Here is a 23,967-nt window from a genome sequence, read left to right on the forward strand (position 1 = left end):
GGTCAGCGCCATGCGGGGCTGAATTTCTCGTCGCAGGAGTATTTGTCGCTGGCCCGCCACCCCAGGATCTGCGCCGCGGCCCAGGCGGCCATGGAGCGCTATGGCGTGCACAGCGCCGGCTCCACCGCGCTGGCCGGCAATGTCGAGGAGGCGACCCTCCTGGAAGCGGAACTCGGCGAGCTGCTGCGCATGCCCGAGGTGCTGCTGTTCCCGACGGGTTGGGCCGCGGGCTTCGGAGCCATCAAGGGCCTGGTGCGCGAGGCCGACCACATCATCATCGACCAGCTCGCCCACAACTGCCTGCACGAGGGCGCGCGGGCGGCGACGCCCAACGTCCATCTGCACCGCCATCTGGACGTCGACCATGTCGAGCGCCTGCTCAAGCGTGTGCGCCAGCGCGACCCGCACAACGGCATCCTCGTCGTCACCGAGGGCTGCTTCTCGATGGACGCCGACTCGCCCGACATCCGCCGGCTGCAGTCGCTGGCGCATGAGCATGGCGCACTGCTGATGGTGGACGTGGCGCACGACCTGGGCTGCATGGGGCCCGGCGGCGGCGGGCAGCTCGAGCTGCAGGGCGTGCTGGGCCAGGTGGACCTGGTGATGGGGTCGTTCTCCAAGACCTTCGCATCCAACGGCGGCTTTGTGGCCACCCATGACCGCGCGATCAAGGAGTACCTGCGCTTCTATGCCGCACCCAACACCTTCTCCAACGCGCTGTCACCGGTGCAGGTGGCCATCATTCGCGCCTGCCTGGCCATCGTGCGCTCCAACGAAGGCGTGGAGCGGCGTGACCGGCTGATGCGCGCCATCCTGGGTCTGCGCGGCGCGCTGACCGAGCAGGGCATCACCGTGCTGGGACATCCATCGCCGATCGTGCCGGTCATGCTGGGGCATGACGCGCTGGCCCGCGTGGCCAGCCGCGAGATGAGCCAGGCCGGGCTTTTGGCCAACCTCGTCGAGTACCCGGCCGTGTCGCTGAACAGCGCCCGGCTGCGCATGCAGGTCATGGCCGACCACACGCCCGCCCTGGCCCAAACGGCGGCCCGCATCGTCGCCGACTCACTGCAGCGCGCCCGTGACCTGACCGGCCACGCGAACTGAAGCCCCTCGTCCAGCCTTGCTGAGCTGCACGCCAGCAAGTCTGACCGGTCCCCCGAGGGGACGGCGATGCTTGCCGGGTTGACCGGCAAGCACATCGCCATGGCGGGCCGGCTCGGGAGCGGCCCAGCGCTCGGCCCGAATGCGAAATGCGGAAGACTAGTCCCGTGCCGGGATCTTGAGGCCGCGCTGCACTGCGGGACGAGCCAGGAAGGCCTGGAGCACGCGCTTGACTTCGTTGAAGTCGTCGAAGCCCACCAGATCGCCAGCGCCGTAGAAGCCAACCAGGTTGTTGACCCAGGGCCAGGTGGCGATGTCGGCGATCGTGTATTCGTCGCCGACCAGCCAGTCGCGGCCTTTCAGGTGCACGTCCAGCACGTTGAGCAGGCGCTTGGCCTCGGCGATGTAGCGGTCGCGCGGGCGCTTGTCCTCGTAGTCCTTGCCGGCGAACTTGTGGAAGAAGCCGACCTGGCCAAACATCGGCCCGATGCCGCCCATCTGGAACATCAGCCACTGGAGGGCCTCGTAACGCCGGGCGGGGTCGGCGGGCAAGAGCTGGCCGGTCTTGTCGGCCAGGTAGATCAGGATGGCGCCGCTCTCGAACAGCGGCAGCGGCGCACCGCCGGGGCCGTTGGGATCGATGATGGCGGGGATCTTGTTGTTCGGGTTCAGCGACATGAACTCGGGGCTGAGCTGGTCGTTGGTGTCGAACTTGACCAGATGCGGCTCATAGGCCAGACCGATCTCCTCCAGCGCGATGGCCACCTTGACGCCATTGGGCGTGGGCAGGGAATAGAGCTGCAGGCGCTCGGGGTGCGCGGCGGGCCATTTCTTCGTGATGGGGAAGCGGCTGAGGTCGGTCATGGCGAGTGGTGAAATGAGTTCGCAGTGACTTTAGAGGCGCCAGGCATGGCCCTGCGTCAGACGGGGCATCGCACTTGGTGCAGCTCTCAGGTTTCTTCGGGCCAGGGCAGGCGGCGGACCATGGAACTGGCTCGCAGCGTGTTGTGCACCTCGGCCACGGCATCCGTCTCGGCCAGCAGCTGCTCGATCTGCTCGGGCGAAGCCGGCGAGACAAGGCGGGCGCGGTACTGGATGTCGCGCGCGGCGAGGCCAATGCCGTCGAACTCGGCGCTCGCTTCGACCTCCACCTCGGTCAGCTCGATCTGCAGCCGCACGGCTTCGCGGTAGAGGTCGTTGCAATAGCAGCTGGCGAGAGCCAGCATCAGGAACTCACCACCGTTGACGGCTGAGCCACCGCCCGCACGACCCTCTGTGGCCAGGGACTTGGCCTGACCCGCCGTGTTCACCTGGACCGCATGCGACGTTGTCGTATTCCTGAGCCGAGCCGAGATTTGCATAGTGCCCTAGTACCGTTCCACATGCTTGGACGCCCGCGGCCCCGGTTCATAGGGGTCGGGCCAATAGTCGGTCACGCGCAGGATGAGGCCGTCCTTCAGGTCGAAGAGGGTCAGGCCCATCATCGGCGGCGCGCTGCTGATGAAGCTGATCTGCGTCATCGCGCTGCCGTGGTCGGCAATGCAACGCAGCACCTCGACCCGCCAGGGCTGGGGCCAGGTCGCGAAGAAGTCCACATAGCCCGGCGGGCTGCGGATGCGCTCGCGGCTCTGCGGCGCCTCGTAGGTCATTTCGGGATGCAACAAACGGCCCAGGCCCGCCCAGTCCTGGGCATTGGCGAGCTGCCAGTGCAGCAGCACGAGGTCGCGGGTGGCAAGGCTCATCGCAGAAACCTCCCAATGCAATCCGACGACTATGCAGCAAACCAGCGCCCCCGCGCGGCGTGAAAATGCCCCCATGTCGACCACCGCCCCCGCCGCCCCAGGTCCCTCGCAGCCGTCGCGGCTCGCGCTCTACCTGCAGCTGATCCGCTGGGACCGCCCCGCCGGCTGGCTGCTGCTGCTGTGGCCGACGCTGTCGGCGCTGTGGATCGCGGCGGATGGCTGGCCGGGCTGGCATCTGCTGGCCGTCTTCACCCTCGGCACGGTGTTGATGCGCTCGGCGGGCTGCTGCGTCAACGACGTGGCCGACCGCGATTTCGACCGTCATGTGCAGCGCACCGCCGCGCGGCCGGTGACGACGGGTGCGGTGTCGGTGAAGGAGGCCTTGATCCTCGGCGCGGTGCTGTCCCTGGTGTCCTTCGGCCTGGTGCTGACGACCAACCCGCCCACCATCCTGCTGAGCTTCGCGGCCCTGGCCGTGGCCATCGCCTACCCGTTCGCCAAGCGTGTGCTGGCCATGCCGCAGGCGGTGCTGGGCGTGGCCTTCTCCTTCGGCATCCCGATGGCCTTTGCCGCAGCCCTGGGCGGCATGGAATGGAACCTGCGCGCGGTGCCGCTGTCGGCCTGGGCCCTGCTCGTGGCCAACCTGTTCTGGGTGCTGGCCTATGACACCGAATACGCGATGGTGGACCGTGATGACGACCTGAAGATCGGCCTGCGCTCATCGGCCATCGCGCTGGGCCGTTGGGACGTGCCCGGCATCATGATCTTCTACGCCGCCTACCTGGCCATGTGGGCGGGCCTGGGCCTGCGCCTGGGCCTCGGGCGCTGGTTCCTGCTCGGCATCGCAGTGGCCGCAGCCCAGGCGCTGTGGCACTACAAGCTGATCCACCGGCGCGGCCGCGCGGGCTGCTTCACGGCCTTCCGGTCCAACCACTGGCTGGGCTTCGCGGTCTTTGCCGGCACTGCGGTGGACCTGGCCCTGCGTTGACCTTGGAGGTGAGGCCTCAGGCCGCCTGCGGGAAGCGGGCTCGGATCGCGTCCATCCAGCCCAGCAGGGCCAGCGTCTCGGCGTGGGGCATGCGCGAGCTCTCGCCCAGGCCGGYGCGAATGCAAGCCTGGGCCTCGGCAATCTCACCCTCGAAGCCGTTGAGCACGAAGGGGGCTTCGACGCGCCTGGCCGGCGACTGGTGCGCATCGAGTTCGACGACTTCGGCACTCGAGAAACCCTGCGGAAAGCGCAGCGCCGCCCGGCTGCCCAGCACCTCGAAGGCATTCGCCGAGGCGGCGTCAAAGCCACATCGGAACTGCGACGTGACACCGCCGGGGAAGTGCAGGGTCACGTTGACGGCCGCGTCCACGCCGGTGGGCGCCATCTTGGCCTGCACGTCCATGGCGACAGGCTCGGGGCAGATACCGCCATTCATCTGCTGCAGCACCCAACGCGTCACGGCGAGGTTGTAGATGCCGATGTCCCACAGCGCGCCGCCGGCCAGTGCCGGGTTCCACAGCCGGTGCTGGGGGTCGTAGTCGGCCGCGAAGCAGAAGCTCGATTGCATGGCGCGCAGCTCGCCGATGRCACCCTCGCGCAGCCAGCGGCCGGCAACGTCATAGGCCGGCAGGAAACGCGTACGCAGCGCCTCCATCAGGAAGACGCCCTGCCTGCGCGCGAGCTCCACCAGGGCCTGGCCCTCGGCGCGCGTCGTCACCAGCGGCTTCTCGCACAGCACGGCCTTGCCGGCTTCCAGCGCCGCACGGATGCATTCGCCATGGTGGGAATGGGGTGTGGCGATGTAGACGGCGTCGATGGACGCGTCGGCCAGCAGCTCGGGCAGCGCCGTTGTCACGCGCGCCGGCGCCTCGCCTTCGCGCCGCCATTGCGCGGCATAGGCCTGGCCCTTGGCCGCGTCGCGCGCGAACACGGCGGCGAGGCGAGCGCCGGGTACGGCGGCCAAGGCAGCGGCAAAGTGGTTGGCGATGCCGCCGGGGCCGACCACGGCCCAGCGGAAGATGTCGTTGTCGCCGGCCACCGCTGAGGGCTTCAAGCCTTGTTGACGCCGCCAGGGAAGCGGGCGCGGATGGCATCCATCCAGCCCAGCAAGCCCAGGGTCTCCGCATGCGGCATGCGCGGGCTCTCTACCAAGCCCTGACGGATGCAGGCTTGCGCCTCGGCGATCTCGCCCTCGAAGCCGTTGATGACGAACGGCGTCGCGACACGCTCAGCCGGCGCCTTGCGCGTGACGAGCTCGACCGCCTCGGCCTGCCAGAAATCGACCGGGAAGCGCAGGCCCGCTTTCGACCCCAGGGCCTCGAAGGCGTTGACCGAGGCGGCGTCGAAGCCGCAGCGGAACTGCGAGGTGACGCCGCCGGGAAAGTGCAGCGTCACGTTGACGGCCGCGTCCACCCCGGTCGGCGCGATCTTGGCCTGCACGTCGATGGACTCGGGCTCGGGGCAGATGCCGCCGTTCATCTGCTGCAGCACCCAGCGCGTCACGGCCAGGTTGTAGATGCCGATGTCCCACAGCGAGCCGCCGGCCAGGGCCGGGTTCCACTGGCGGTGCAGCGGGTCGTAGACGGAGGCGAAGCAAAAGCTCGACTGCATCGCGCGAAGCTCGCCAATGGCACCGTCGCGCAGCATGCGGCCGGCGAGGTCGTAGGCGGGCAGGAAGCGGGTCCACAGCGCCTCCATCAGGAAGACGCCCTTGGCGCGCGCCAGGTCGATGAGGGTCTGGCCTTCGGCGCGCGTCGTCACCAGCGGCTTCTCGCACAGCACGGCCTTGCCGGCCTCCAGCGCAGCGCGGACGTATTCGCCGTGGTTGGAGTGAGGCGTGGCGATGTAGACGGCGTCGATGGCGGCGTCTGATAGCAGGTCTGGCAGCGCTGTCGTCACATGCGCCGGCGCTTCGCCTTCGCGTTGCCATTGCCGGGCATAGGCTTCGCCCTTGACGGCGTCGCGTGCGAACACGGTGGCAAGGCGGGCACCGGGCACTGCGGCCAAGGCGCCGGCAAAGCGGTTGGCAATGCCGCCGGGGCCGATGACGCCCCAGCGGAAGATGTCGTTGTCATGGGCCATGGCTGAGCGCTTTCACGAGGTCGGATTGCGTGAGGATGCCGACGAGCCTGGCTTGCTCGCCGACGATGGGAATATGGTGGTGGCCAGTGGCCGAGAACAGCGGCACCAGTTCCGCGATGGGCCGCTCGGCGCTGGCCACGCGAACCTGGCGGCTCATGATCTGGCCGACGACCTCGGGCTTGGCCGAATGCGTCGCCGGAGACGGCTTCAGCAGCGTCTGCAACCGGCCAGCCAGGCCCTCGCGCTGCTGGCCTTCAGCCGCACGCATGAAGTCGGCGCGCGTGACGATGCCGACGATGCGCTGCACCCGGTCGACGACCGGCAGCGCCTTGATGCTGTGCTGCTGCAGCAGCGCCCAGGCCTCGGCCAGCGGCGTGCCGAACTCGACCGTGAAGACGGGCGTGGACATGATGTCGGCGCAGCGCAGGCCACCCAGGCGGTTGCGATAGCTCAGCAGCTCGGCCTCGTGCAGCAGGTTGGCGAGGTCGTCGCGCGGCACGTCCAGCACCTGGTTGTAGCGGGCCAGCACGGCATTGAGTTCGGCGTCGCCGAAGCGCGGCGGTGCGACGCTCGCGCCCGCCGGGGCCGGGGCGGCCGGCTGCACATGCTGGGCATGGGGATAGCGGCGGCCGGTGAGACTGTTGTAGGCCATGCCGGCCAGCACCAGCAGCAGGGAGTTCAGCGCTACCGGCACGAAGGCGAAATGCCAGTCGTGCGTGGCGGTCAGCACCATCAACAGGCTGGCCGCGCCGCCGGGCGGATGCAGGCAGCGCAGCAGGAACATCGAACCAATGGCCAGGGCCACCGCAACCGCGGCGACGCCCGCCGGCGGCAGCGGCAGCCACGCCATGCAGGCAATGCCGACCAGGGCCGACACCGTGTTGCCGCCGACGACGGCCCAGGGCTGGGCCAGCGGGCTGGCCGGCACCCCGAAGACGAGCACGGCGCTGGCGCCCAGCGGCGCGACCAGCCAGGGCAGGCCAGAGCCCATCGCGGCGCGGCTCAGCAGGCCGGCCAACAACAGGCCGAGGCCGGCGCCGAGCACGACGCGCAGGCGCTCTCGCGCGTTGACAGCCTGCGGCGCAGGCCGCAGCGCATTCAACAAGGCGAGGACACGGTCGGACAGGGAGACGGCGGTGGACATCGGCGGCGGCAGGGCTGAGTAGCTGCGCCGCCGATTGTGTCCGCCGCCGGCGCCCGCGCCGGTTCAAACAGGTTTCATGGAGCCCCTCGCCCGGTCTTGCAGACCGCGCCGCGGCAGTGCCGCGGCCCTTCGGCAGGCGCATCACGCCCACTGGGCGTGATGTGTCCGGCCTCAGCCCCCGGGGGGACGGCGATGCTTGCGGCATCGAGCCGCAAGCACATCGCCAACGCGGGCCGGCTAGGGGCGGCCCGGCGCTCGRCCCGCCAGGGGGGCCGACATGACTCGCGTCAGGCTTTGCTGAGCAGGCCGCTCATCTGCGCCTTCAGCGTCAGGGCCTGGGCGCGGCGCTCCTTGGTCGCGGCCCGCTGGTAGGCGGTCTCGGCCTTCTCGCGCAGGGCCACGGCGCGCTCCAGGGCTTCCTGGTAGCGCTCGATCGTGTAGGTGTTCTCGGTGCCGATGTAGACGCTGCGCGCCAGCGGCGTCTCGCCGAAGCGAGGCAGGGTTACCGCGAAGCTGCAATCACGGACACGGCTGCCGGCACGCTGGCGCACGATCGGGCCGGAGATGCCCGAAGGCAGATCGCTCTGCTTCTTGCGGCTGGGCGTGCGGCGCAGGCGCGATGGCGCTGGCAGCGTCGCGATACGTTTGAGCAGCTCCTTGGTGGCCATGGCCAGCGCACGGCGCGCGCCGCTGCCGTCCTGGCTGTGGTCGGAGAACAGCTTGGTGCCGCCATAACGCAGCTGCCAGCCATGGGTCGACAAATGGTCGATTCTTTGAATGCATTGCGGCACGACAAAATGCTCGCCGCTGAAGATCACTACGTCACGCGTGTTCATCACTGCCCCCGGTCTTTCAGCCCACCTGTGCGTCATTGCGCGGCGGGTCTACTAACGCCCCTCTGATACGGACTGAGTTTATGGGGGTTTATGGGCTCGGTGCGAATTTATGACTTCATGAAAACAGTTTCATTGCAATCCCGTCAGCTCAGCGACAGCTAAGCGCGCAGTCCGGCGGCTGGTGTCGGCGCCCAGGGCAGGTGGCAAGCTGGCCTGCTTGCTGTTCCGGGGGACGTCAGCGGCCGCGCTGCCCGGGCCGTTGGCCAGCCAAACCCGGGTCGAACAGCTCCATCACCCGCAATTGGGCGCCGCTGCGGCTGAACACCGAATTGCGTGACCACAACATCTGCGCCGACGGCGGCTGGCCGGTGGCCGTCAGCCATTGCCGCTCGGCATGGCGGCGCGTGTGGCCGTGGCGGGAGAGGCGGCGAGGTTGCAGCTCGCTGCGGTGGATGCGGTAGTCGTCGTAGAGCAGATGCGCCAGCGGCCTGGTGCCCAGGCCCTTGAGCGCCCGCCAGGGGCCCGTGGTGGCGCGCTGGTGCACGGCAGAGCGCGCCCACACCAGGGGCTGGCCATCGACGCGCAGGATGACCTCGCGCACGACGGTCAGGCCACGCGGCGGCAGGCCCAGGGCCGCGCGCTCCAGCGCCCGGAACGGCGCCACGCCCTGGCGCAGCACCTGCACCTCGAAGCGCTCGCCCAGGCGGGCCAGGCGGCGGCTCAACGAGCCCGGCGCCCGCAGCCAGTCGCGCAGGCTGTCTCTGGTCGCAATACCCACTCAGACGCCGAATTCTTTGCCGAGTTCCGCGGCACGCCTTTGTGCGGCAAGCACGGCACGCCGGATGGCCGCGTCGACCGCATCCGCCTGCATCGACGTGATGGCCGCATGCGTCGTACCGCCCTTGCTCGTCACACGCTCCCGCAGCGTGGTCGGCGACTCGTCGGACGCCAGGCCCAGCCCGGCCGCGCCGGCACAGGTGGCGAGCGCCAGGCGGCGGCCCTGCTCGGCCGTGAGGCCCATGTCGACGGCCGCGGCCATCATGGCCTCGACGAAGAAGAAGAAATAGGCCGGGCCCGAGCCCGACAGGGCCGTCACGGCGTCGAGATCGTCCTCGCGTTCGACCCACAGCGTCTGGCCGGTCGGTTTGAGCAGGCGCTCGACGGTGGCGCGCTCGTCGGCGGACACGGCCGGCCGCGCATACAGGCCGGCGATGCCCTGGCCGATCAGCGCCGGCGTGTTGGGCATGGAACGCACGACACGTTCGCTGCCGGTGGCCGTGACGATGGATTCCGAGCGGATGCCGGCCATGACCGACAGGTGCAGGGCCCCGCCGAGCCAGGCCTTGACCGGCTCGGCGGCGGCACCGAAGAGCTGGGGTTTGACGGCCCAGACGATGGTCTGCGCGTCAGCCAGGCCAGCATCGCCCGCGGCCAGCGCCGCGACGCCGAACTCGCCGACGAGCTTCTCGCGCTGCGGCGCATAGGGCTCGACGATGATGAGCTGGGCGGGGCTCATGCCGGCGCGCAGCAGGCCGCCGATGATGGCGCTGGCCATGTTGCCGCCACCGATGAAGGCGATCTTTTCTGCTCTCATGGGCGGAAGTCTAGGGGACCAGCGCGACGAGAAACAAAGCAGCGACGTGACAAGGCTATCGTTGCGGCTCATGAGCCTCTCACGCCCCGCCCGCCGCTTGCTGCTCCTGTGCGCCCTCGCATTCGCCGGTCTCGCCGGCTGCGCCGGCGGGCCACCGCCGCCCAAGCCCTGGGCCGAGACGGCGACGCGCGAACTGAATTTGTCGCTGGGCAACTTCGAACTGCAGGGCCGGCGCGTGCACATCACGCGCAGCGCAAGCGCTGCGGCGGTCCAGCCCGTCATCGTCTATCTGCCCGGCCTGGGGCAGGGCAGCGACGCCGGCCAGCGCTGGGCTGCGGCCTGGGCCCAGGCCGGCTACACGGTGCTGGGCGTGCAGCCGCTGGAGGCCGATGCAGCCGCATGGCGTTCCGAGCTGGCCCGCACCGGCGAGTTCCGCGAACTCGGCCTGCTGCACTATGGCGAGGCCCTGCGCGCCGACCGGCTCGACGCGCTGCGCCGGCTGCTGCCGGCCCTGCGCGCGGCCCAGCCGGCACTGGACTGGGGCCATGCCAGCCTCGCCGGCTACGAGACCGGCGCGCAGACCGCGCTCGACGCACGCGGCGACGCCGGCTGGCAGGCCGTCATTGCGATCAGCCCGCCGGCCATGCAGGCCCCGGCCGGCGGCGTGGCCACCTTGCTGATCACCAGCGAGATCGACCAGGACCCGCTCGGCCTGCTGCGCCGCCCCGCCGAGCGCAGGCAGGCCTTCGACAGCTTTGCGCCGGGCAGCGGCTGGTTGCTGAACCTCGGCGCCGTCTCGCATGCCGCCCTGGCCGGCACGATGGCGCCCGAAGGATTTCATGTGCAGGACCAGCGCCATGGCCAGGCTCCGCTCGGCGGCGGCATGGGGGGTGGCCGTGGACGCGGCGGAGCTGGCGGCGAGGGCGGCGGCATGCACGGGCCTCAGGGCGGTGGTTCGCGCGGCCCACGCAGCGGCAGCGCGACCGAGGCGGCCCAGTCCGACATCGGCGACGGCTTCCGGCTCAGCCACGCCTTCCTGGATGCGCAGTTGCGCGGCGGTGCACCGCTGTCGGCCGGTGGGCCGCTGACGTCGCGCTGAGCTCATTAAACTCCGCGGCCACCGACGGAGAGGGCATGGGCGCGAGCGACGAACTGGATGGGCTGCTGCTGCAGGATGAACTGCTGCGCTCGCTGGAGCGACCGGTCTGGGGGCTGTTCGGCCTGACCCTGGCGGCCGTCATCGGCCTGCTCGGACAGACGACGGCCCTGGCCGTGGTCGGCTGGATGGGAACCTGGCTCCTCGGCCCCTGGATCATCAGCCGCGCGGCGCCAGTGCTGGGCACCTCGCCGCTCGTCAAATACCCGCTGTTCCTGAGTTGCGCCATGCCCTTCCTGAGCCTGCTGGCGCCGCTGTATGTGTGGCAGGCCTCCAAGACGCGGCGGGCCGAGCTGGCCACCGCCATCCGCCAGGCCGAATTGCGCGAGCGCCGGCGTGGCCCTGAGGCGGCGGCCACCCCGGCCGCGCCGGCGGCCCAGCGCGCGCCCGTCCAGCAGGCCCTGCCGGTGCTGCGCGGCGTGGCCGACGGTGTCGGGCCCGATGGGCAAGAGCTGGAGATGCGGGTGGCCCCTGGCCAGTTGCCGCCAGACATCCCCAACGAGCCCGGCATGATGCCGCCGACGCGGGCTTGCGCCGGCGTCTTCGCCGTGGGTTATCACGTCGACGCCGGCTCGCATTGGGTGTCGGTGGGCCGCGACGAGATGCGCGCGGCCGGCATGAACCTGGATGTGCTGCACCGCCAGGCCCTGTCCAACCTGATGAAGCTCGTGAAAGGCCAGCCCGGCCTGCGGCTGGTCGACCATCCGCCCTATTACGGCTTGCTGCTGGACGGCGACCACGAGGCCTGCCTGGTGCTGCTGGATGGCCTGTGGGATCACCTGTTCGCCGACAAGACACCCAACGGCGCTGTCGTTGCCATCCCGTCGCGCGATGTGCTGGCTTTCTGCGACGCGAACTCGGCCGAGGGCATTGCCGCCATTCGCGAAGCCAGCCGGCGCATCGGGCCGGATGCCAAGGGGGCCATCACCCAGCAGTTGCTGCGTCGGCGTGACGGGCGCTGGTCAATCTTCGAGCCCTAGGAACCCGCCGCTCTGGTGCGTCCAGAGCCGCGCGTAGATGCCGCCCTGCGCCAACAGCTCGGCGTGCGAGCCCTGCTCGACGATGCGGCCGGCATCCATCACCACCAGCCGGTCCAGCGCGGCGATGGTCGACAGCCGGTGGGCGATGGCGACGACCGTCTTGCCCTCCATCAGCGTGTAAAGACTTTGCTGGATGGCGGCTTCGACCTCGCTGTCGAGGGCGCTGGTGGCTTCGTCCAGCAGCAGGATGGGTGCGTCCTTCAGCATGACGCGGGCAATGGCGATGCGCTGGCGCTGGCCCCCGCTGAGCTTGACGCCGCGCTCGCCGACATGGGCCTCGAAGCCGGTGCGGCCCTTGGGGTCGGACAGCGTGGCAATGAACTCGTCGGCGTGCGCACGCTCGGCCGCGCGCTCCAGCTCGGGCTGCGTCGCGCTCGGGCGGCCGTAGAGGATGTTGTCGGCCACTGAGCGGTGCAGCAACGAGGTGTCCTGCGTGACCATGCCGATGTGCTGGCGCAGCGAGTCCTGGGTGACGTGGCGGATGTCCTGGCCGTCGATCAGGATGCGGCCGCCGCCTTCCGGGATGTCGTACAGGCGCAGCAGCAGGTTCACCAACGTGCTCTTGCCCGCGCCGCTGCGGCCGACCAGGCCGATCTTCTCGCCTGGCTTGATGCGCAGGTCAAGGCCATCGACGACGACCTTGCCGTTCGGGTAGGCGAAGCGCAGGTTCTCGAAGTGGACCTCACCCCCGGTTCCGTCGTTCTGCACGGTCAGCGCGACCGCGCCGCTCGCATCGGCGATCAGCTGCGGCTTGGACAGCGTGGCCAGCCCGTCCTGCACGGTGCCGATGTGCTCGAACAGCGAGGCCATCTCCCACATGACCCAGTGCGAGATACCGTTCAGTCGCATGCCCATCGCCGTGGCCGCGGCAACCGCGCCGACGCCGATGGCCGACACGCCCCACAGCCACAACGCCAGCAGCGCCGTGCTGCCAACCAGCAGGGCCGACAGCAGCGTGTTGACGATCTCGAAGCCGGTCACCAGGCGCATCTGGCCGTAGGCCGTGGTCATGAAGTCCTGCATGGCCGACTTGGCATAGCTGGCCTCGCGCCGGCCGTGCGCAAACAGCTTGACGGTGGCGATGTTGGTGTAGGCGTCGGTGATGCGGCCGGTCATCAGGCTGCGCGCGTCGGCCTGGGCCTGGGCGATCTTGCCCAGGCGCGGCACGAAGTAGCGCAGCGCGACGATGTAGAGCGCCAGCCAGACGCCGAAGGGCGCCATCAGACGCGCGTCGAAGCTGGCGACGATGCCCACCAGCGTGCCGAAGTAGACGGCCACGTAGACGAGGATGTCGACGACGATGAGCCAGGTGTCGCGCACGGCCAGGGCCGTCTGCATGACCTTGGTGGCGATGCGGCCGGCGAACTCGTCGCCGAAGAAGGCCAGGCTCTGGGCCAGCATGCGGCGATGGAAGATCCAGCGCAGCCGCATCGGGAAGTTGCCGAACACGCCCTGGTACTTCAGCAGCGCCTGCACGCTGGCCAGCACGATGCTGACGCCGAGCACGGCCAGCAGCATCGCGATGACGGGCTGGGGTTTGCTCCACAGCTCGGCGGGCTTGACGGTGGCCAGCCAGTCCACCAGCGAGGCCATCAGGCTGAACAGCAGCGCCTCGGCCGCCGCGATGCCGGCCGTGAACAGCGTGACCGCGAGCAGATGCCGCCGTACGCCATCGGCGCAGCGCCACAGGAAGGCGAAGAAGCGCGCCGGCGGCGCCGCGCCGCTGGTTTCCGGATAGGGGTCGACGAGGCGCTCGAAGCGCGATGTCACCGATTGAAGAAGCGGTTGGAACAGCGAGGACATCCCGCTAGTTTCGCCGGACAACGCTGTCCAGTCATGTCATCAGTGCCGGCCACGGGGCTTGGCGTCAGCGGCGGCGACATGGCCGACGCGCTCGTCGAGAGGCGCTTACTGGCTGGCCGCCGATGCGGGTGCGTTCGGGGCGACTGGCACGACAACGCCCGGCGACAGAGAGATTTCATCAACCAGCGTGACGCCGGTGACGAAGTAGCGCGTCTCGCCGAAGCAGGAGCCCGGCAGGCCGACCTTCTCCTCGTAGTGCAGGTTGACGCGCCGGCCCATGAGCTTGTTGATGGCCTGGGCTGCGGCCTCATCGTGCACCGTGAAGTAGAACTTCTCGACGCTGGCCGTGCCCGGCAGCGACACCAGCGCCTGCTCGCCCTCCCAGGTCTTGCAGACCCAGCCCTTGCGTGAGAGCTTCTGCACCCAACCGGCACGCTCGCCGTCCGAATAGCTCCAGCGCCAGGCGAAGGCGAACCAGGCCGCAACGAGCAGCAGCAGGGCGACGAAGGACAGGGCGATCTTCAGGCGCATGGCGATGTCTGGGGAGCCGGGGCGCGGCGATTGTGCGTCAGGGAGCGCCGGATAAGCCCGTGCGATGCAGCGCGCCCTGGTTTGGGATGGATTGCCAGGCGCAAAGCACAGTCATAGCTCAGGCTATGGCGAGCATTTGCAACGCCGCAAGCCGCCCAAAGCGGGGATGCGCTGCGCGCGAGGGCTTGTTCGGCGCTCCCTTAGACCATGCCGCTCAACATCATGCCCAGCCCCACGATGCTGACCGTCCATACCGCCGTGCGCAGGTAGGGAATGCCGGCCAGGTACACGGCCAGAAAGGCTACACGGGCCCACAGGAACACCTGGGCACCGAGCAGCACGCGTTCGCCCGTCGCGCCGGACGCCTGCGCAACCAGGGCCAATGCCGCGAAGAACAGCAGGTTCTCCAATGTGTTGGCCGCCGCGCGCTGAGCACGGCCGGCCAGCGGCGTGGCCTCGGGCATGTGGTCGCGGTTGCCCATGGCCAGCATCAAGCCCTTGGGCGTCCAGGCCCGCGCCCGGATGAGACTGGCCATGAGAGCGCTGAGCCAGGTGAGCACGGTCATGCAGACGACGAGCGACATCAGCTTGGGCATGGAGTTCCTCGGGGAGTTGCTGCGCCGGACCGACGCGCGCGGATCATCCCCCCGGGCCGCCGAAACGGGCCTGAGAACGAACCCGCGCCTTTTCGGCCTCGATCTCGCGGTTCTTGGGCTCGGCGGTCGTCACGAGCGAAGCGATCAGGGCACGCGCCTCGTCGGCAATCGCCGCCACTGCATGGTCGAAGGCCGCCGCGTTGGCCTGGGACGGCACGTTGAAGCCGCTGAGCTTGCGCACGAACTGCAGCGCAGCGTCGCGGATCTCGAGTTCAGTGGCCGGTGGTTCGAAGTTGAACAGGGTGCGGATGTTGCGGCACATGGAGCTGTCCTTGATTCAACTGGCCTGCGGATGGCGCTCGCGCCAGGCCCGCAGGGCTTGGCGGTACTCGTCCTTGGCCAGGTCGTAGAGATCGAAGATGCAGGGGTCGCAGCCATTGCCGCAGCAGGCGTCCAGGTCAGGCTCTGGCGGCGGCAGGGGCATCGGATCGGGGTCGGGTGGCGGCGTCGTCGTCATCGCGCTCGATTGTCCGGCGTGGCGAAAATCCGCCCATTCCACTGCGAGATGGCTATGCCGCGGACCGATGCCCGGCTTCACTTATGCCTTGCTAACGCCCATGCGCTCAGGATCACACCACCCCAACATCACAAGGAGAGTCGCGTGATCATCGTCACCACCGAGAACCTCGCCGGCCACCGCGTCGTCGAGGTCAAGGGCCAGGTTTTTGGCGTCGTCGTGCGCAGCCGCGGGCTGGCCGGCAACATCATGGCGGGGCTGCGCTCCCTCGTCGGCGGTGAGATCACCGAGTACACGCAGTTGCTGGAGGAGGCGCGACGCCACGCCATCGACCGCATGGTCAAGAACGCCCAGCTGATGGGCGGCAATGCCGTGGTCATGATGCGCTTCGATTCGTCGGAGATGGGCCAGACCATGAGCGAGATCGTCGCCTACGGCACGGCCGTGGTGGTCGAGCGACTGCCGGCCTGACGCCATGCTGCGCAACCTGCTGCTCATCGTGGCGCTGGCAGTCGGCATGATCGGCTTGGGCGCAAGCCTGGCCGGCCATCGCGACGCGGCGCCCTTCGCGATCTGGGGCTGCATCATTGTCGCCGCCGTGCTGGTGGAGCGTTGGCGCTACCGGTCCCGCGACGCGACGCCGGGTGGCGACTGGCAGCGGACCGAGGAGCGCTTCGTCGATCCGGAATCCGGGCAGACCATGCTGGTGTTCTACAACCCGCAAACCGGCGAGCGCCGTTACGAACAAGATTCGCGTGCCTGAACGTCTGAACTACGCTATCAAGGCCGAGATCGCCGACACGCAGGCCGGCACCTGGACCTTTGCGGCGCACAAGACGATGTACGGCGGCAAGCGCATCGCCACCGGCGATGTGATCTACCTCTTCGCCAGCGAGAACGAGGGCGGCGTGGGGTTGGTTGCACGCGGCGTGGTCACGTCCGCTGAGGCCATGCCTAGAAAGCCGGGCATCGAGCGCCAGACGCCGCGCGTCAGCATCACTGTCAAGCGGGCTGCACTTGTGAAACGCCGCCTGGGCCGCGCCGAGCTCAAGCCCTTTGCCGACTGGAACGATGGCCGGCCCGAGACCGAGCTGAACTTCAAGTTCTACCGCCAGGCGACGAACAAGATCGTCGCGCTCGGCGACCGGGCCGCCCGCTTTCTCGATGCCTTCTTCTGACGCCCGCGCGCCTCACGTTTGGTGAGCAGCGCCGTTACACAAATCCAGCCCGGATTCGGTTATGCTGCGCCGCAACATTGCAACGTCGCAATACCGCTTGTCTCCTCCACCGCCCCTGGGTGGATTTGGCCCTCTCGGTGGCTCGCCACCCGCAGAGGGCCTTTTCTTGTCCGGCTGCCTTTGGCGCGGCCAGCCGAAAGCACTCCTTCAAGAGCCAAGCTGGCGTTCAAGCTCGGCGCGCCGCTGCGTCAGCTGCCTGTGCTTGCCGCGCGCGCGCACCAGCGTGATGACAGCAATCACCAGCATCACGGCGAACACGGCCGCCGCTGGCCATGCTGCCGCGATGCCTTCGCCCATTCCCAGGGCCAAGGCGCCAGCCAGCGCTACCGCGCTGAACCCGACTGCCATGCGAGCCGCAACGACTTGCTGAAACGCCAGCAGCACACGGCGCGACGCCAGCACCCACACGGCATAGACAACCCAGCACAGGCCGATGCCGGTCATGGCGGCGAAGGCGATCACGGTCCGTGGCGGCAATGCGGGTTCGGTCAGCCACAGCGAGCCGACGACGACCGACATCGCCAATGCAGCCAGCAACAGCGCCACATGGCCGAAGCGCGCCTTGGCTGACAGCTCGCGGTTGGCCAAGGCGGAGATGGAAGCGGGATTCACGACTGCACTCCTTGGATGCCAAGCTGATGCCGGAGTATTTTTCGGGCCCGGTGCAACCGGGATTTGATGGTGCCGATGGGGATGTCCAGCACCTGGGCAACCTCGTCGAGCGACAGCTCCTGCAAATAGAACAACGTCAGCACCTCCTTCTCAACCGGCGGCAGGCGCGCCAGCGCCTCCAGCATGGCGGCCAGTTCGAATTCGAGGGCGAGCGCGCCGTCGTCGCCGGGCTGCTCTTCGAGCTCGATATCGGTGTCGACACAAATCGGCTGTTTGTATTGTTCACGCAGCCGGTCCATCAGCACCCGGTGTGCAATGCCGAACAGCCAGGACCGCAGCTTGGCGCCTTCGCGCAGACGGGAGATCCCGCGCAACACGCGCAGCCAGACTTCCTGCGCAGCGTCATCGGCGGCGGCGTCATTGCCTGAAAGCTGACGTGCATAACGCCACAACGGCTGATGCCAACGCGCGATCAGTTCATCAAAGGCCGGCCGTTCGCCGAGCTGACAGCGGATCACCAGCAATTCGTCAGCGAGCGGGTTGTGCATGGATGACTCACGGTGTGGGCTTGTCATCTTTCAGTGCGGATCGAGCCGACCTTTTCGAAGCGTGGCAGGGGCAAGGCGATGCGCGGGTCCAGGCCGGTTTCGCCGCGGACAAAGCGGCCCAACAGCGCTCTCATGGCTGCGTTCCCGAACACGTCGAACTGGTGCGCCGCGTTTTCCACGACGACCAAATGCGCCTGCGGCAGCGTGGCAGCGATTTCCTGTGCGTTTTCCACCGGCGTGCGTGCATCCAGGTCGCCCACCAGCATCAGCGTGGGGACCGGAACCGCGACCGGCTCACGGAACGCGTCCCCGATCTGCCGCGCGTTCCATGCAGCGTACAGATAGCGCCCCGGGAAATTCATCGTGTCGCCGAGCAGGGCGTTGCCGGCCTCGCCCTCGATCCGTGCGCTGCGCGCCGCACTCGCTCCGGAGCTCAGGTCCGTCATGTGCTTCATGGCTGAATCGATGCCGAATTGGCGCCGCAGCAAGAGGGTCAGCTGCGCCACGCGCCGGAAGTTGCCGGCACTCATCTCCTGCACGGTGGCGGGGAGTGTCGCGACCGCGCGCGGATCGCCGAGGGTTTGCGCGATCGCCCACTGCACGTCCATCGCCCCGATCACCACCTTGGCTTCCTGCCCGGTGGCCGGATCAGTCACAGCCACCTCCACCGGCGACTGCGCCAGCCCGGCGATGACGGCGTGCAGTTGCCCGGTCATCCCAGGCGCGCCCGCACGTTCGCCGATGCGCAGCAGCACCCGATCCACCTGCGACGGCAGCTTCCATGTGTGATCCGGCCCTTCCGGGCTGATCAAAACCATGCGCTCGACCGCGCCCGGGTGGCGCCGCGCAGTGGCCAGCGCCAGGTGGGTGCCATAGCTGCGGCCCCACAAGGTCACCTTGCCATAGCCGAAGGACTGGCGCACCGCATCGACGTCGTCGGCGCTTTCCTCGGTGTTGTAGGCCTCCAGGCGGATGCCGCGCCCACGCATCTCTGCGGCGACGGCACGCGCTGCTTGCTCCATCAAGGGCAGCCAGGCGGCGACCGAGGCCGGCCTGTCGAGTGGCAAGCCATAGCGCATCGTGGCGCGCAGATTCGGGGTGGAGGCGCCCACGCCACGCTGGTCGATGCCAACCAGGTCGCCATCGATGAATTCCGCCAGCGCCGCGCCACCATGCCTGGCCAGATCGATCACCTGCCTGACGCCGGAATCGCCGGGGCCGCCCGCCAGGATCACATGGGCCTTCTCGGCGTCGGCACCGGCACGCCGTACACGCACCACCGCCAATTCAACGGCAGGACCTTCCGGCTCTGAACGCAACTCCGGAACCCGCACGYGCCCGCGAGTAACCACGAACGCGGTGCCATCCGTGGCGATCAGTGGTGCATCCTGGGGATCGATGAGCGTAGTTGGCGCGGCTGTGCCCACCAGCGGCAGCCATAGCGCGAACACGGCGAAGCGGGGCGCCAGACGGGCCATGGAAATACCGGCATTGAGTTCCTTCATGAATCCTCCTCGTTGCAACCTGTAGTCGGAGGATCCACAAAAAGGTTCATCGCGCCGCGCGCCCAGGCCTGGCCTGGGCGCGCGGGCTCAGCCCGCAGGCCGACGACGGCTTTCGAGGAGGCGGATGCGCGCCTGCAGCTCGGCCAGCTCGCGATCACACTCCTGCGCCTTGATCGCCTCGATCTCGCCGTGGATGCGGCGCAGCTCCTGCAGTGGCGCGGACGCGGCCTGGGCCTCGGCCGGCTGCCGCTCGGCCATCTCGATCAACAGCTGGGTGATCACGCCCAGCTGGTCGCCGTAGCTCGCCACGTCGAAGGCCCGCGCCTCGATGCGCGCGTTGCCCGCCTGGGGTTTGATGCCGGCAAAGAACCAGTCCAGGCGCGGCTCGATGTCCTGCGCCACGTCGCCGCTGAAGGGCAGGCGCAACTGCGGCGCCCAGAGCCAAAACCATGGGAACATTCTTTTTCTCCCTTGCACGCCGAACGGCTGGCGTGTGGGGAGATGGTGGCGTACGGTCGCGCGCATGGCAAGCTCGCCTCCCGTCATGGCCCGCCGGCCACCATGCTGCTCACCGCGATTCCTAATTGGCTCTCTGAAAAATGCGTGATTGCAGGCAGTCGGTGATCCACATCGCAAGCCGGGCGTTAGCCCTGGCCAGCGTGGCACTGCTAGGGTTTGGCGGGTTCGGCGCGTCGGCCGAACCTTCGCCTGGCGCGCCGCAGGTCGTGACCTACCCTTCGTCCGGTGCCGCCGGAGACAAGCGCGGCGACTACTACGCCAGCCTGCTCAAGCTGGCCTTGGGCAAGGCGGATGGCCACTTCGCCGTGCAGCCCTCCGCGAAGCCGAGCGTGGCCGTGCGAGCCTTCGTAAGCATGGCCGCGGGGCAGGATATCGACGTCGTCTGGGCACCAACCACGGTCCAGCTCGAGCGCGACTATCTGCCCGTGCGGATCCCGGTCGACAAGGGCATCCTCGGCTGGCGCATCTTCCTGATCGGCGAGGACGACCGAGGCCAGTTCGAGAGCATCCGTTCGCTGGAGCAGCTCAAGGCGCTGCCAGCCGGGCTGGTCAGGGAATGGGTCGACACGGGCGTCCTGCAGAGCAACGGCCTGCCGGTCGTCGCCGCCGCGCGCTACGAGAACCTGTTCACGATGCTGGCGGCGCAGCGCTTTCGCTACCTGCCGCGCGGCGTCGGCGAGATCTACGGCGAGTTGAGCAACTACGGCCACCTGGGCCTGGCCGTTGAATCGCACCTGGCGCTGCACTACCCGATGTGCAGCTATTTCTTTGTCGCCCGGCAGAACACCGAGCTGGCCGAGCACATCGAGCAGGGCCTTCGGCGCGCGCAAAAGGACGGGTCGTTCGAGCAGCTCTTCCAGCAGTTCTTCGGCAAGGCGGTGCAGGCCGCAAAGCTCGACAAGCGCCTGGTCTTCGAGCTGGACCACCCCACCGCGCCGGCGACCTGCCTGCGAGCCCCAATCCCACAATGACGCCGCATTGATGCCGCAGGCCGCTGCGTCAAGCGCCCTCAGCGCACCCCTGCCAGCAGGGCCGCATTGCCCCCAGCTGCCGCCGTGTTGACCGTCAGCGTCTGCTCGGCCGCGAAGCGGTAGAGCTGGCGCACATGGCCGGCGCCAGTGACCAGCGGCAAGATGGCCCCAGCCCGCGTGGCCAGGGCTTGCGCGAGCACATGGGCGGCCGCGGAGTCGGACGATGCCAGCGCGACGCCAGCGAGCTGCGGCGCGGCGAGCAGCCCCGGCAGCGTCGCGTCGGGCAGTAGCGTCAGCGCGTTGACCGGCAGGCCGGCGCGCAGAAGGGCCTGGCGGGCGCGTTCGTCGCCGCCCAGCCAGATGGCGCTGTTGCCGGCCAGCAGGGCGCTGACGACCGCGGCCAGGCCCGCTTCGTCACGGCCGAGCACGGCGAAGACGCCCCGGGCGTGGTGGCGCAGCGTGTTGCTCTCGCCGGTCGGGCCGGGCAGCACGAGGTCGGCGAACTGCGCCTGCGCCGCGACGAACAGGCCACGCAAGGCGAGAGCGGTCGGCGCGTCCAACGTGTCGGCAGCGCGACGCAGCGTGGCGATGCRCTCAAGCAGCGGCGTGTCGCGCCAACCGGCGTCGGCGGCCACGGCCAAGGCCTCGCTGCGGCCGTCCATCGCGAGGGTCGGCAGCGGCGCGTCGAGCTGCGGCTCGGCGCAGAAGCGGCGCAGATAGTCGGGGCCGCCGGCCTTGGGGCCGGTGCCGGACAGGCCTTCGCCGCCAAAAGGCTGCACGCCCACCACCGCGCCGATGATGTTGCGGTTGACATAGACGTTGCCGATGCGCGCCTCGTCGGCCAGGCGCTGGGCGCGGCTGTCGATGCGCGTCTGGATGCCCAGCGTCAGGCCGTAGCCCAGCGCGTTGATCTCCTTGATGACGTCGTCGACCGAGTCCTCGAAGCGCACGACGTGCAGCACCGGGCCGAAGATCTCTTCGCCGAGGTGCGACACGCGCGGCAGCTCGAAGGCGACGGGGCGGATCTGGCGCGGCATGGCCTCGGCCACCGGCGCCTCGGCCAGCAGCTTGGCGTCGCGCTTGAGGCGCTCGACATGCTTGCTGATGTTGGCATGGGCCTCGTCGTCGATGACGGGACCGACGTCGGTGGCCAGGTGCGCAGGCTGGCCGACATGCAGCTGCGACAACGCACCCTTGAGCATCTCGATGACCCCCTCGGCAATGCTGGACTGCACGCACAGCAGGCGCAGTGCCGAGCAGCGCTGGCCGGCGGAGCGGAAGGCCGATTGCACGACGGCGTCGATGACCTGTTCGGGCAGTGCCGTCGAGTCGACGACCATGGCATTGAGACCGYCGGTCTCGGCGATCAGCGGGATCGGCGAGTTGGGCTTGGCGGCGAGCGCCTTGTTGATGATCTGCGCGACGACGGTGGAGCCGGTGAAGCAGACGCCGGCCGTGTGCGCATGGGCGACCAGGCCGGCGCCGACGGTCTCGCCGGGGCCATGCAGCAGCACCAGCGCATCGGCCGGCACGCCGGCGGCGTGCAGCAGCTCGACCATCTTCAGCGCGACATAAGGCGTCTGCTCGGCCGGCTTGGCGGCCACCGCATTGCCGGCAACCAACGCGGCGACGACCTGGCCGGCAAAGATGGCAAGCGGGAAGTTCCACGGGCTGATGCAGACGAAGACGCCGCGGCCTTGCATCAGCGCGGCATCGCTCTCGGCCTGGTCGGCGTAGTAGCGCAGGAAGTCCACGGCCTCGCGCACCTCGGCGACGCAGTCGGCCTGGGTCTTGAAGGCTTCCTTGACGAGCAGGGCGCAGAACTCGGCCAGGCGGGCGTCGAGGTCATCGGCGGCGCGGCGCAGGATGGTGGCGCGCTGGGCGACGGGCGTGGCGTTCCAGGCGGGGAAGCCGGCGTGCAGGCGGTTCATTGCGGAATCGACTTCGGCTGCGGAAGCCTCGGGGACGGCACGCACAGGCGTCGTCTCCAGCGCGACCTGCAGGGCCACGCGCTGGGCCGGCGCGGTCAGGTCGGCGCCGGTGGAGTTGGCGCGGCCGCGGCCTTCGCTGTCCAGGTAGAGGGCCGGCGGCAACGGCAGCGCGCTCGTCGCACGCACCTCGGCCAGCGGCGAGCCGAGCAGCTCGGGCACCTGCACGCTGGGGTCGGCCAACTGGTGCACGAAGGACGAGTTGGCGCCGTTTTCCAGCAGGCGGCGCACGAGGTAAGCCAGCAGGTCGCGATGCTCGCCGACCGGCGCATAGACGCGGCAGGGGATGCTGCCGTCCTTCAGCACCTCGCGGTAGACGCCCTCGCCCATGCCGTGCAGGCGCTGCATCTCGAACGGCGCGCCGGTGGCGCGGGCCATCTGCACGATGGCCGCGATGGTGCCGGCGTTGTGGCTGGCGAACTGCGGGTAGATGACGTCGGCATGCTGGATCAGCGCGCGGGCGCAGGCCAGATAGGAAACGTCGGTGTGCTGCTTGTGCGTGAACACCGGGTAGGCGTTCAGGCCCAGCTCCTGGGCACGCTTGATCTCGCCGTCCCAGTAGGCGCCCTTGACGAGGCGCACCATGAAGCGCAGGCCGTGCTTGCGGGCGGTGGCCGCGACCTCGTCGACGACGGCGAGCGCCCGCGTCTGGTAGGCCTGCACGGCCAGGCCGAAGCCGCGCCATTGCGGGTAGACCAGGGCGATGCGTGCGGCCAGCGTGTCCAGCACGTCCAGCGACAGCTCCAGGCGGTCGACCTCCTCGGCGTCGATGGTCAGGTTGATGTTGGCCTCGGCGGCCAGCTCGATGAGCTGCCACACACGCGGCAGCAGCTCGGCGAAGACGCGCTCGCGCTGCAGCACCTCGTAGCGGCTGAAGAGGGCACTGAGCTTGATGGAGATGCCGTCGGAGGCCTCCGGTGAGTCCGCGCGCTTGCCGCTGGCGATGGCCTTGATGGCGCCGACGTAGGCAGCCTGATAGCGCAATGCATCCGCTTCCGTGCGCGCGCCTTCGCCGAGCATGTCGTAGCTGAAGCGCAGCTGCTTTTGCTGCTTGCGCGCCGAGTTGGCCTCGCTCATCGCCTCGTTGATGTTGCGGCCCAGCACGAACTGCCGGCCCAGCAGCTGGATGGCGCGCACGGTGGCCGCCACCACGGTCTGCGCACCCAGGCGCTTGAACAGGCCGCCGTCATCGTCGGCACCCGGCAGGAAGCGCTTGGACATCGAGATGGCCGAGGCCKACAGCGCGGCCAGCATCTTGTGCGGGCTGCCTTCGCTGGCACCGTCGAAGTCCGCGCGGCCGAGCTGGTCGGCCGTCAGCGCGATGGCCGTGGGCGCGTCGGGTACACGCAGTAGCGCCTCGGCCAGGCGCATCAGCGCCAGGCCCTCGGCGCTTGTGATCGGGTACTCGCGCAGCAGCGATTCCATGGCCCAGAACGGCGCCGGGTTCCTGCGCACC

The 23,967-nt window shown here is 69.1% G+C and carries 27 protein-coding genes; 8 read left to right on the forward strand and 19 right to left on the reverse strand.

Annotated features, from left to right (window positions below):
• Positions 1-1,104 (forward strand): aminotransferase class I/II-fold pyridoxal phosphate-dependent enzyme (locus tag AC1DU6_RS03125; protein ID WP_477856057.1); only part of this gene is annotated, 1,104 nt, incomplete at its 5' end.
• 156 nt (positions 1,105-1,260) lie between these two features.
• On the opposite strand, the gene AC1DU6_RS03130 is transcribed toward AC1DU6_RS03125, so the two are convergent.
• The 3 genes from AC1DU6_RS03130 to AC1DU6_RS03140 all read right to left on the reverse strand — a co-directional run bounded on the left by AC1DU6_RS03130 (position 1,261) and on the right by AC1DU6_RS03140 (position 2,843).
• Entirely contained in the window at positions 1,261-1,965 is a 705-nt protein-coding gene (locus AC1DU6_RS03130) for a glutathione binding-like protein (RefSeq protein WP_457321727.1), read from the reverse strand.
• 86 nt (positions 1,966-2,051) lie between these two features.
• Positions 2,052-2,411 (reverse strand): OsmC family protein, encoded by a 360-nt coding sequence (locus tag AC1DU6_RS03135; protein ID WP_457321729.1) that lies wholly within the window; start codon positions 2,409-2,411, stop codon positions 2,052-2,054.
• A 57-nt stretch (positions 2,412-2,468) separates the two neighbouring features.
• The gene (locus AC1DU6_RS03140; protein WP_056201024.1) at positions 2,469-2,843 is read right to left on the reverse strand and encodes a nuclear transport factor 2 family protein; all 375 of its coding nucleotides are present in this window, start codon (positions 2,841-2,843) and stop codon (positions 2,469-2,471) included.
• A gap of 73 nt (positions 2,844-2,916) precedes the next feature.
• On the opposite strand from AC1DU6_RS03140, the gene ubiA reads away from it, so the two are divergent.
• Positions 2,917-3,831, forward strand: coding sequence for a 4-hydroxybenzoate octaprenyltransferase (gene ubiA, locus AC1DU6_RS03145; RefSeq protein WP_457321730.1), 915 nt, complete (start codon positions 2,917-2,919; stop codon positions 3,829-3,831).
• Between the two features lie 16 nt (positions 3,832-3,847).
• On the opposite strand, the gene AC1DU6_RS03150 is transcribed toward ubiA, so the two are convergent.
• The 6 genes from AC1DU6_RS03150 to proC form a co-directional block, all read right to left on the reverse strand.
• Positions 3,848-4,885, reverse strand: coding sequence for a Gfo/Idh/MocA family protein (locus AC1DU6_RS03150; RefSeq protein WP_477856058.1), 1,038 nt, complete (start codon positions 4,883-4,885; stop codon positions 3,848-3,850).
• Entirely contained in the window at positions 4,882-5,913 is a 1,032-nt protein-coding gene (locus AC1DU6_RS03155; RefSeq protein WP_457321734.1) for a Gfo/Idh/MocA family protein, read from the reverse strand. The genes AC1DU6_RS03150 and AC1DU6_RS03155 overlap by 4 nt, the downstream gene beginning before the upstream one ends.
• On the reverse strand, positions 5,903-7,057 hold the full coding sequence (locus tag AC1DU6_RS03160; RefSeq protein WP_457321736.1) for an HPP family protein: 1,155 nt from the start codon (positions 7,055-7,057) through the stop codon (positions 5,903-5,905). Before AC1DU6_RS03160 ends, AC1DU6_RS03155 begins: the two co-directional genes overlap by 11 nt.
• Before the next feature lie 287 nt (positions 7,058-7,344).
• Positions 7,345-7,893: a hypothetical protein gene (locus AC1DU6_RS03165; RefSeq protein ID WP_457388401.1), complete on the reverse strand. Its 549-nt coding sequence runs from the start codon at positions 7,891-7,893 to the stop codon at positions 7,345-7,347.
• 235 nt (positions 7,894-8,128) lie between these two features.
• The gene (locus tag AC1DU6_RS03170; RefSeq protein ID WP_457325482.1) at positions 8,129-8,671 is read right to left on the reverse strand and encodes a chorismate--pyruvate lyase family protein; all 543 of its coding nucleotides are present in this window, start codon (positions 8,669-8,671) and stop codon (positions 8,129-8,131) included.
• A complete protein-coding gene (proC, locus tag AC1DU6_RS03175) occupies positions 8,672-9,487 on the reverse strand; it encodes a pyrroline-5-carboxylate reductase (protein ID WP_457325481.1) in 816 nt (271 codons plus the stop codon).
• A 70-nt stretch (positions 9,488-9,557) separates the two neighbouring features.
• Here proC and AC1DU6_RS03180 point away from each other — a divergent pair, with 70 nt between their 5' ends.
• Complete coding sequence (locus tag AC1DU6_RS03180) at positions 9,558-10,586, forward strand: hypothetical protein (protein WP_457325480.1); 1,029 nt, start codon at positions 9,558-9,560, stop codon at positions 10,584-10,586.
• Positions 10,587-10,621: 35 nt separating this feature from the next.
• On the forward strand, positions 10,622-11,623 hold the full coding sequence (locus AC1DU6_RS03185; protein WP_457352054.1) for a DUF1444 domain-containing protein: 1,002 nt from the start codon (positions 10,622-10,624) through the stop codon (positions 11,621-11,623).
• On the opposite strand, the gene AC1DU6_RS03190 is transcribed toward AC1DU6_RS03185, so the two are convergent.
• From AC1DU6_RS03190 to AC1DU6_RS03210, 5 genes are all read right to left on the reverse strand, one after another.
• Positions 11,606-13,453 carry an ABC transporter ATP-binding protein gene (locus AC1DU6_RS03190; protein ID WP_056201359.1) on the reverse strand — a complete coding sequence of 616 codons (1,848 nt, stop codon included), beginning with the start codon at positions 13,451-13,453 and terminating at the stop codon, positions 11,606-11,608. The genes AC1DU6_RS03185 and AC1DU6_RS03190 overlap by 18 nt on opposite strands.
• A gap of 138 nt (positions 13,454-13,591) precedes the next feature.
• A complete protein-coding gene (locus AC1DU6_RS03195; protein WP_056201050.1) occupies positions 13,592-14,017 on the reverse strand; it encodes a hypothetical protein in 426 nt (141 codons plus the stop codon).
• 200 nt (positions 14,018-14,217) lie between these two features.
• A complete protein-coding gene (locus tag AC1DU6_RS03200) occupies positions 14,218-14,613 on the reverse strand; it encodes an MAPEG family protein (protein WP_457323723.1) in 396 nt (131 codons plus the stop codon).
• A 43-nt stretch (positions 14,614-14,656) separates the two neighbouring features.
• Positions 14,657-14,935 carry a DUF2277 domain-containing protein gene (locus AC1DU6_RS03205; RefSeq protein WP_056201055.1) on the reverse strand — a complete coding sequence of 93 codons (279 nt, stop codon included), beginning with the start codon at positions 14,933-14,935 and terminating at the stop codon, positions 14,657-14,659.
• 15 nt (positions 14,936-14,950) lie between these two features.
• Positions 14,951-15,130 carry an oxidoreductase-like domain-containing protein gene (locus AC1DU6_RS03210; RefSeq protein WP_457323724.1) on the reverse strand — a complete coding sequence of 60 codons (180 nt, stop codon included), beginning with the start codon at positions 15,128-15,130 and terminating at the stop codon, positions 14,951-14,953.
• A gap of 144 nt (positions 15,131-15,274) precedes the next feature.
• Here AC1DU6_RS03210 and AC1DU6_RS03215 point away from each other — a divergent pair, with 144 nt between their 5' ends.
• From AC1DU6_RS03215 to AC1DU6_RS03225, 3 genes are read left to right on the forward strand one after another with little or no spacing between them, the layout of a single operon-like run.
• Positions 15,275-15,601: a YbjQ family protein gene (locus tag AC1DU6_RS03215; protein ID WP_056201061.1), complete on the forward strand. Its 327-nt coding sequence runs from the start codon at positions 15,275-15,277 to the stop codon at positions 15,599-15,601.
• 4 nt (positions 15,602-15,605) lie between these two features.
• A complete protein-coding gene (locus AC1DU6_RS03220) occupies positions 15,606-15,893 on the forward strand; it encodes a hypothetical protein (protein WP_457323725.1) in 288 nt (95 codons plus the stop codon).
• Positions 15,894-15,897: 4 nt separating this feature from the next.
• Complete coding sequence (locus AC1DU6_RS03225) at positions 15,898-16,308, forward strand: hypothetical protein (protein WP_457323727.1); 411 nt, start codon at positions 15,898-15,900, stop codon at positions 16,306-16,308.
• A gap of 207 nt (positions 16,309-16,515) precedes the next feature.
• Here the strand turns inward: AC1DU6_RS03225 and AC1DU6_RS03230 are convergent, their stop codons facing one another.
• The 4 genes from AC1DU6_RS03230 to AC1DU6_RS03245 form a co-directional block, all read right to left on the reverse strand.
• Positions 16,516-16,980, reverse strand: coding sequence for a hypothetical protein (locus AC1DU6_RS03230; RefSeq protein WP_157281880.1), 465 nt, complete (start codon positions 16,978-16,980; stop codon positions 16,516-16,518).
• On the reverse strand, positions 16,977-17,528 hold the full coding sequence (locus AC1DU6_RS03235) for an RNA polymerase sigma factor (RefSeq protein WP_056201067.1): 552 nt from the start codon (positions 17,526-17,528) through the stop codon (positions 16,977-16,979). The genes AC1DU6_RS03230 and AC1DU6_RS03235 overlap by 4 nt, the downstream gene beginning before the upstream one ends.
• Before the next feature lie 23 nt (positions 17,529-17,551).
• Complete coding sequence (locus AC1DU6_RS03240) at positions 17,552-19,033, reverse strand: alpha/beta fold hydrolase (RefSeq protein WP_477856059.1); 1,482 nt, start codon at positions 19,031-19,033, stop codon at positions 17,552-17,554.
• Positions 19,034-19,120: 87 nt separating this feature from the next.
• Positions 19,121-19,492, reverse strand: coding sequence for a hypothetical protein (locus AC1DU6_RS03245; RefSeq protein WP_056201071.1), 372 nt, complete (start codon positions 19,490-19,492; stop codon positions 19,121-19,123).
• Between the two features lie 161 nt (positions 19,493-19,653).
• Here AC1DU6_RS03245 and AC1DU6_RS03250 point away from each other — a divergent pair, with 161 nt between their 5' ends.
• A complete protein-coding gene (locus AC1DU6_RS03250) occupies positions 19,654-20,523 on the forward strand; it encodes a type 2 periplasmic-binding domain-containing protein (protein WP_056201072.1) in 870 nt (289 codons plus the stop codon).
• Positions 20,524-20,561: 38 nt separating this feature from the next.
• Here AC1DU6_RS03250 and AC1DU6_RS03255 read toward each other — a convergent pair.
• Positions 20,562-23,967: L-glutamate gamma-semialdehyde dehydrogenase (locus AC1DU6_RS03255; protein WP_477856060.1), on the reverse strand; the 3,406-nt coding region annotated here is incomplete at its 5' end.

Source organism: Roseateles sp. P5_B10, assembly GCF_056400485.1.

Bases quoted from the DNA above. Each gene is read 5' to 3' on its own strand.
- AC1DU6_RS03130 (WP_457321727.1), bottom strand. From the start codon at position 1,965: ATGACCGACCTCAGCCGCTTCCCCATCACGAAGAAATGGCCCGCCGCG.
- AC1DU6_RS03140 (WP_056201024.1), bottom strand. From the start codon at position 2,843: ATGAGCCTTGCCACCCGCGACCTCGTGCTGCTGCACTGGCAGCTCGCC.
- ubiA (WP_457321730.1), top strand. From the start codon at position 2,917: ATGTCGACCACCGCCCCCGCCGCCCCAGGTCCCTCGCAGCCGTCGCGG.
- AC1DU6_RS03155 (WP_457321734.1), bottom strand. From the start codon at position 5,913: ATGGCCCATGACAACGACATCTTCCGCTGGGGCGTCATCGGCCCCGGC.
- AC1DU6_RS03160 (WP_457321736.1), bottom strand. From the start codon at position 7,057: ATGTCCACCGCCGTCTCCCTGTCCGACCGTGTCCTCGCCTTGTTGAAT.
- AC1DU6_RS03165 (WP_457388401.1), bottom strand. From the start codon at position 7,893: ATGAACACGCGTGACGTAGTGATCTTCAGCGGCGAGCATTTTGTCGTG.
- proC (WP_457325481.1), bottom strand. From the start codon at position 9,487: ATGAGAGCAGAAAAGATCGCCTTCATCGGTGGCGGCAACATGGCCAGC.
- AC1DU6_RS03180 (WP_457325480.1), top strand. From the start codon at position 9,558: ATGAGCCTCTCACGCCCCGCCCGCCGCTTGCTGCTCCTGTGCGCCCTC.
- AC1DU6_RS03185 (WP_457352054.1), top strand. From the start codon at position 10,622: ATGGGCGCGAGCGACGAACTGGATGGGCTGCTGCTGCAGGATGAACTG.
- AC1DU6_RS03195 (WP_056201050.1), bottom strand. From the start codon at position 14,017: ATGCGCCTGAAGATCGCCCTGTCCTTCGTCGCCCTGCTGCTGCTCGTT.
- AC1DU6_RS03200 (WP_457323723.1), bottom strand. From the start codon at position 14,613: ATGCCCAAGCTGATGTCGCTCGTCGTCTGCATGACCGTGCTCACCTGG.
- AC1DU6_RS03205 (WP_056201055.1), bottom strand. From the start codon at position 14,935: ATGTGCCGCAACATCCGCACCCTGTTCAACTTCGAACCACCGGCCACT.
- AC1DU6_RS03210 (WP_457323724.1), bottom strand. From the start codon at position 15,130: ATGACGACGACGCCGCCACCCGACCCCGATCCGATGCCCCTGCCGCCG.
- AC1DU6_RS03220 (WP_457323725.1), top strand. From the start codon at position 15,606: ATGCTGCGCAACCTGCTGCTCATCGTGGCGCTGGCAGTCGGCATGATC.
- AC1DU6_RS03235 (WP_056201067.1), bottom strand. From the start codon at position 17,528: ATGCACAACCCGCTCGCTGACGAATTGCTGGTGATCCGCTGTCAGCTC.
- AC1DU6_RS03245 (WP_056201071.1), bottom strand. From the start codon at position 19,492: ATGTTCCCATGGTTTTGGCTCTGGGCGCCGCAGTTGCGCCTGCCCTTC.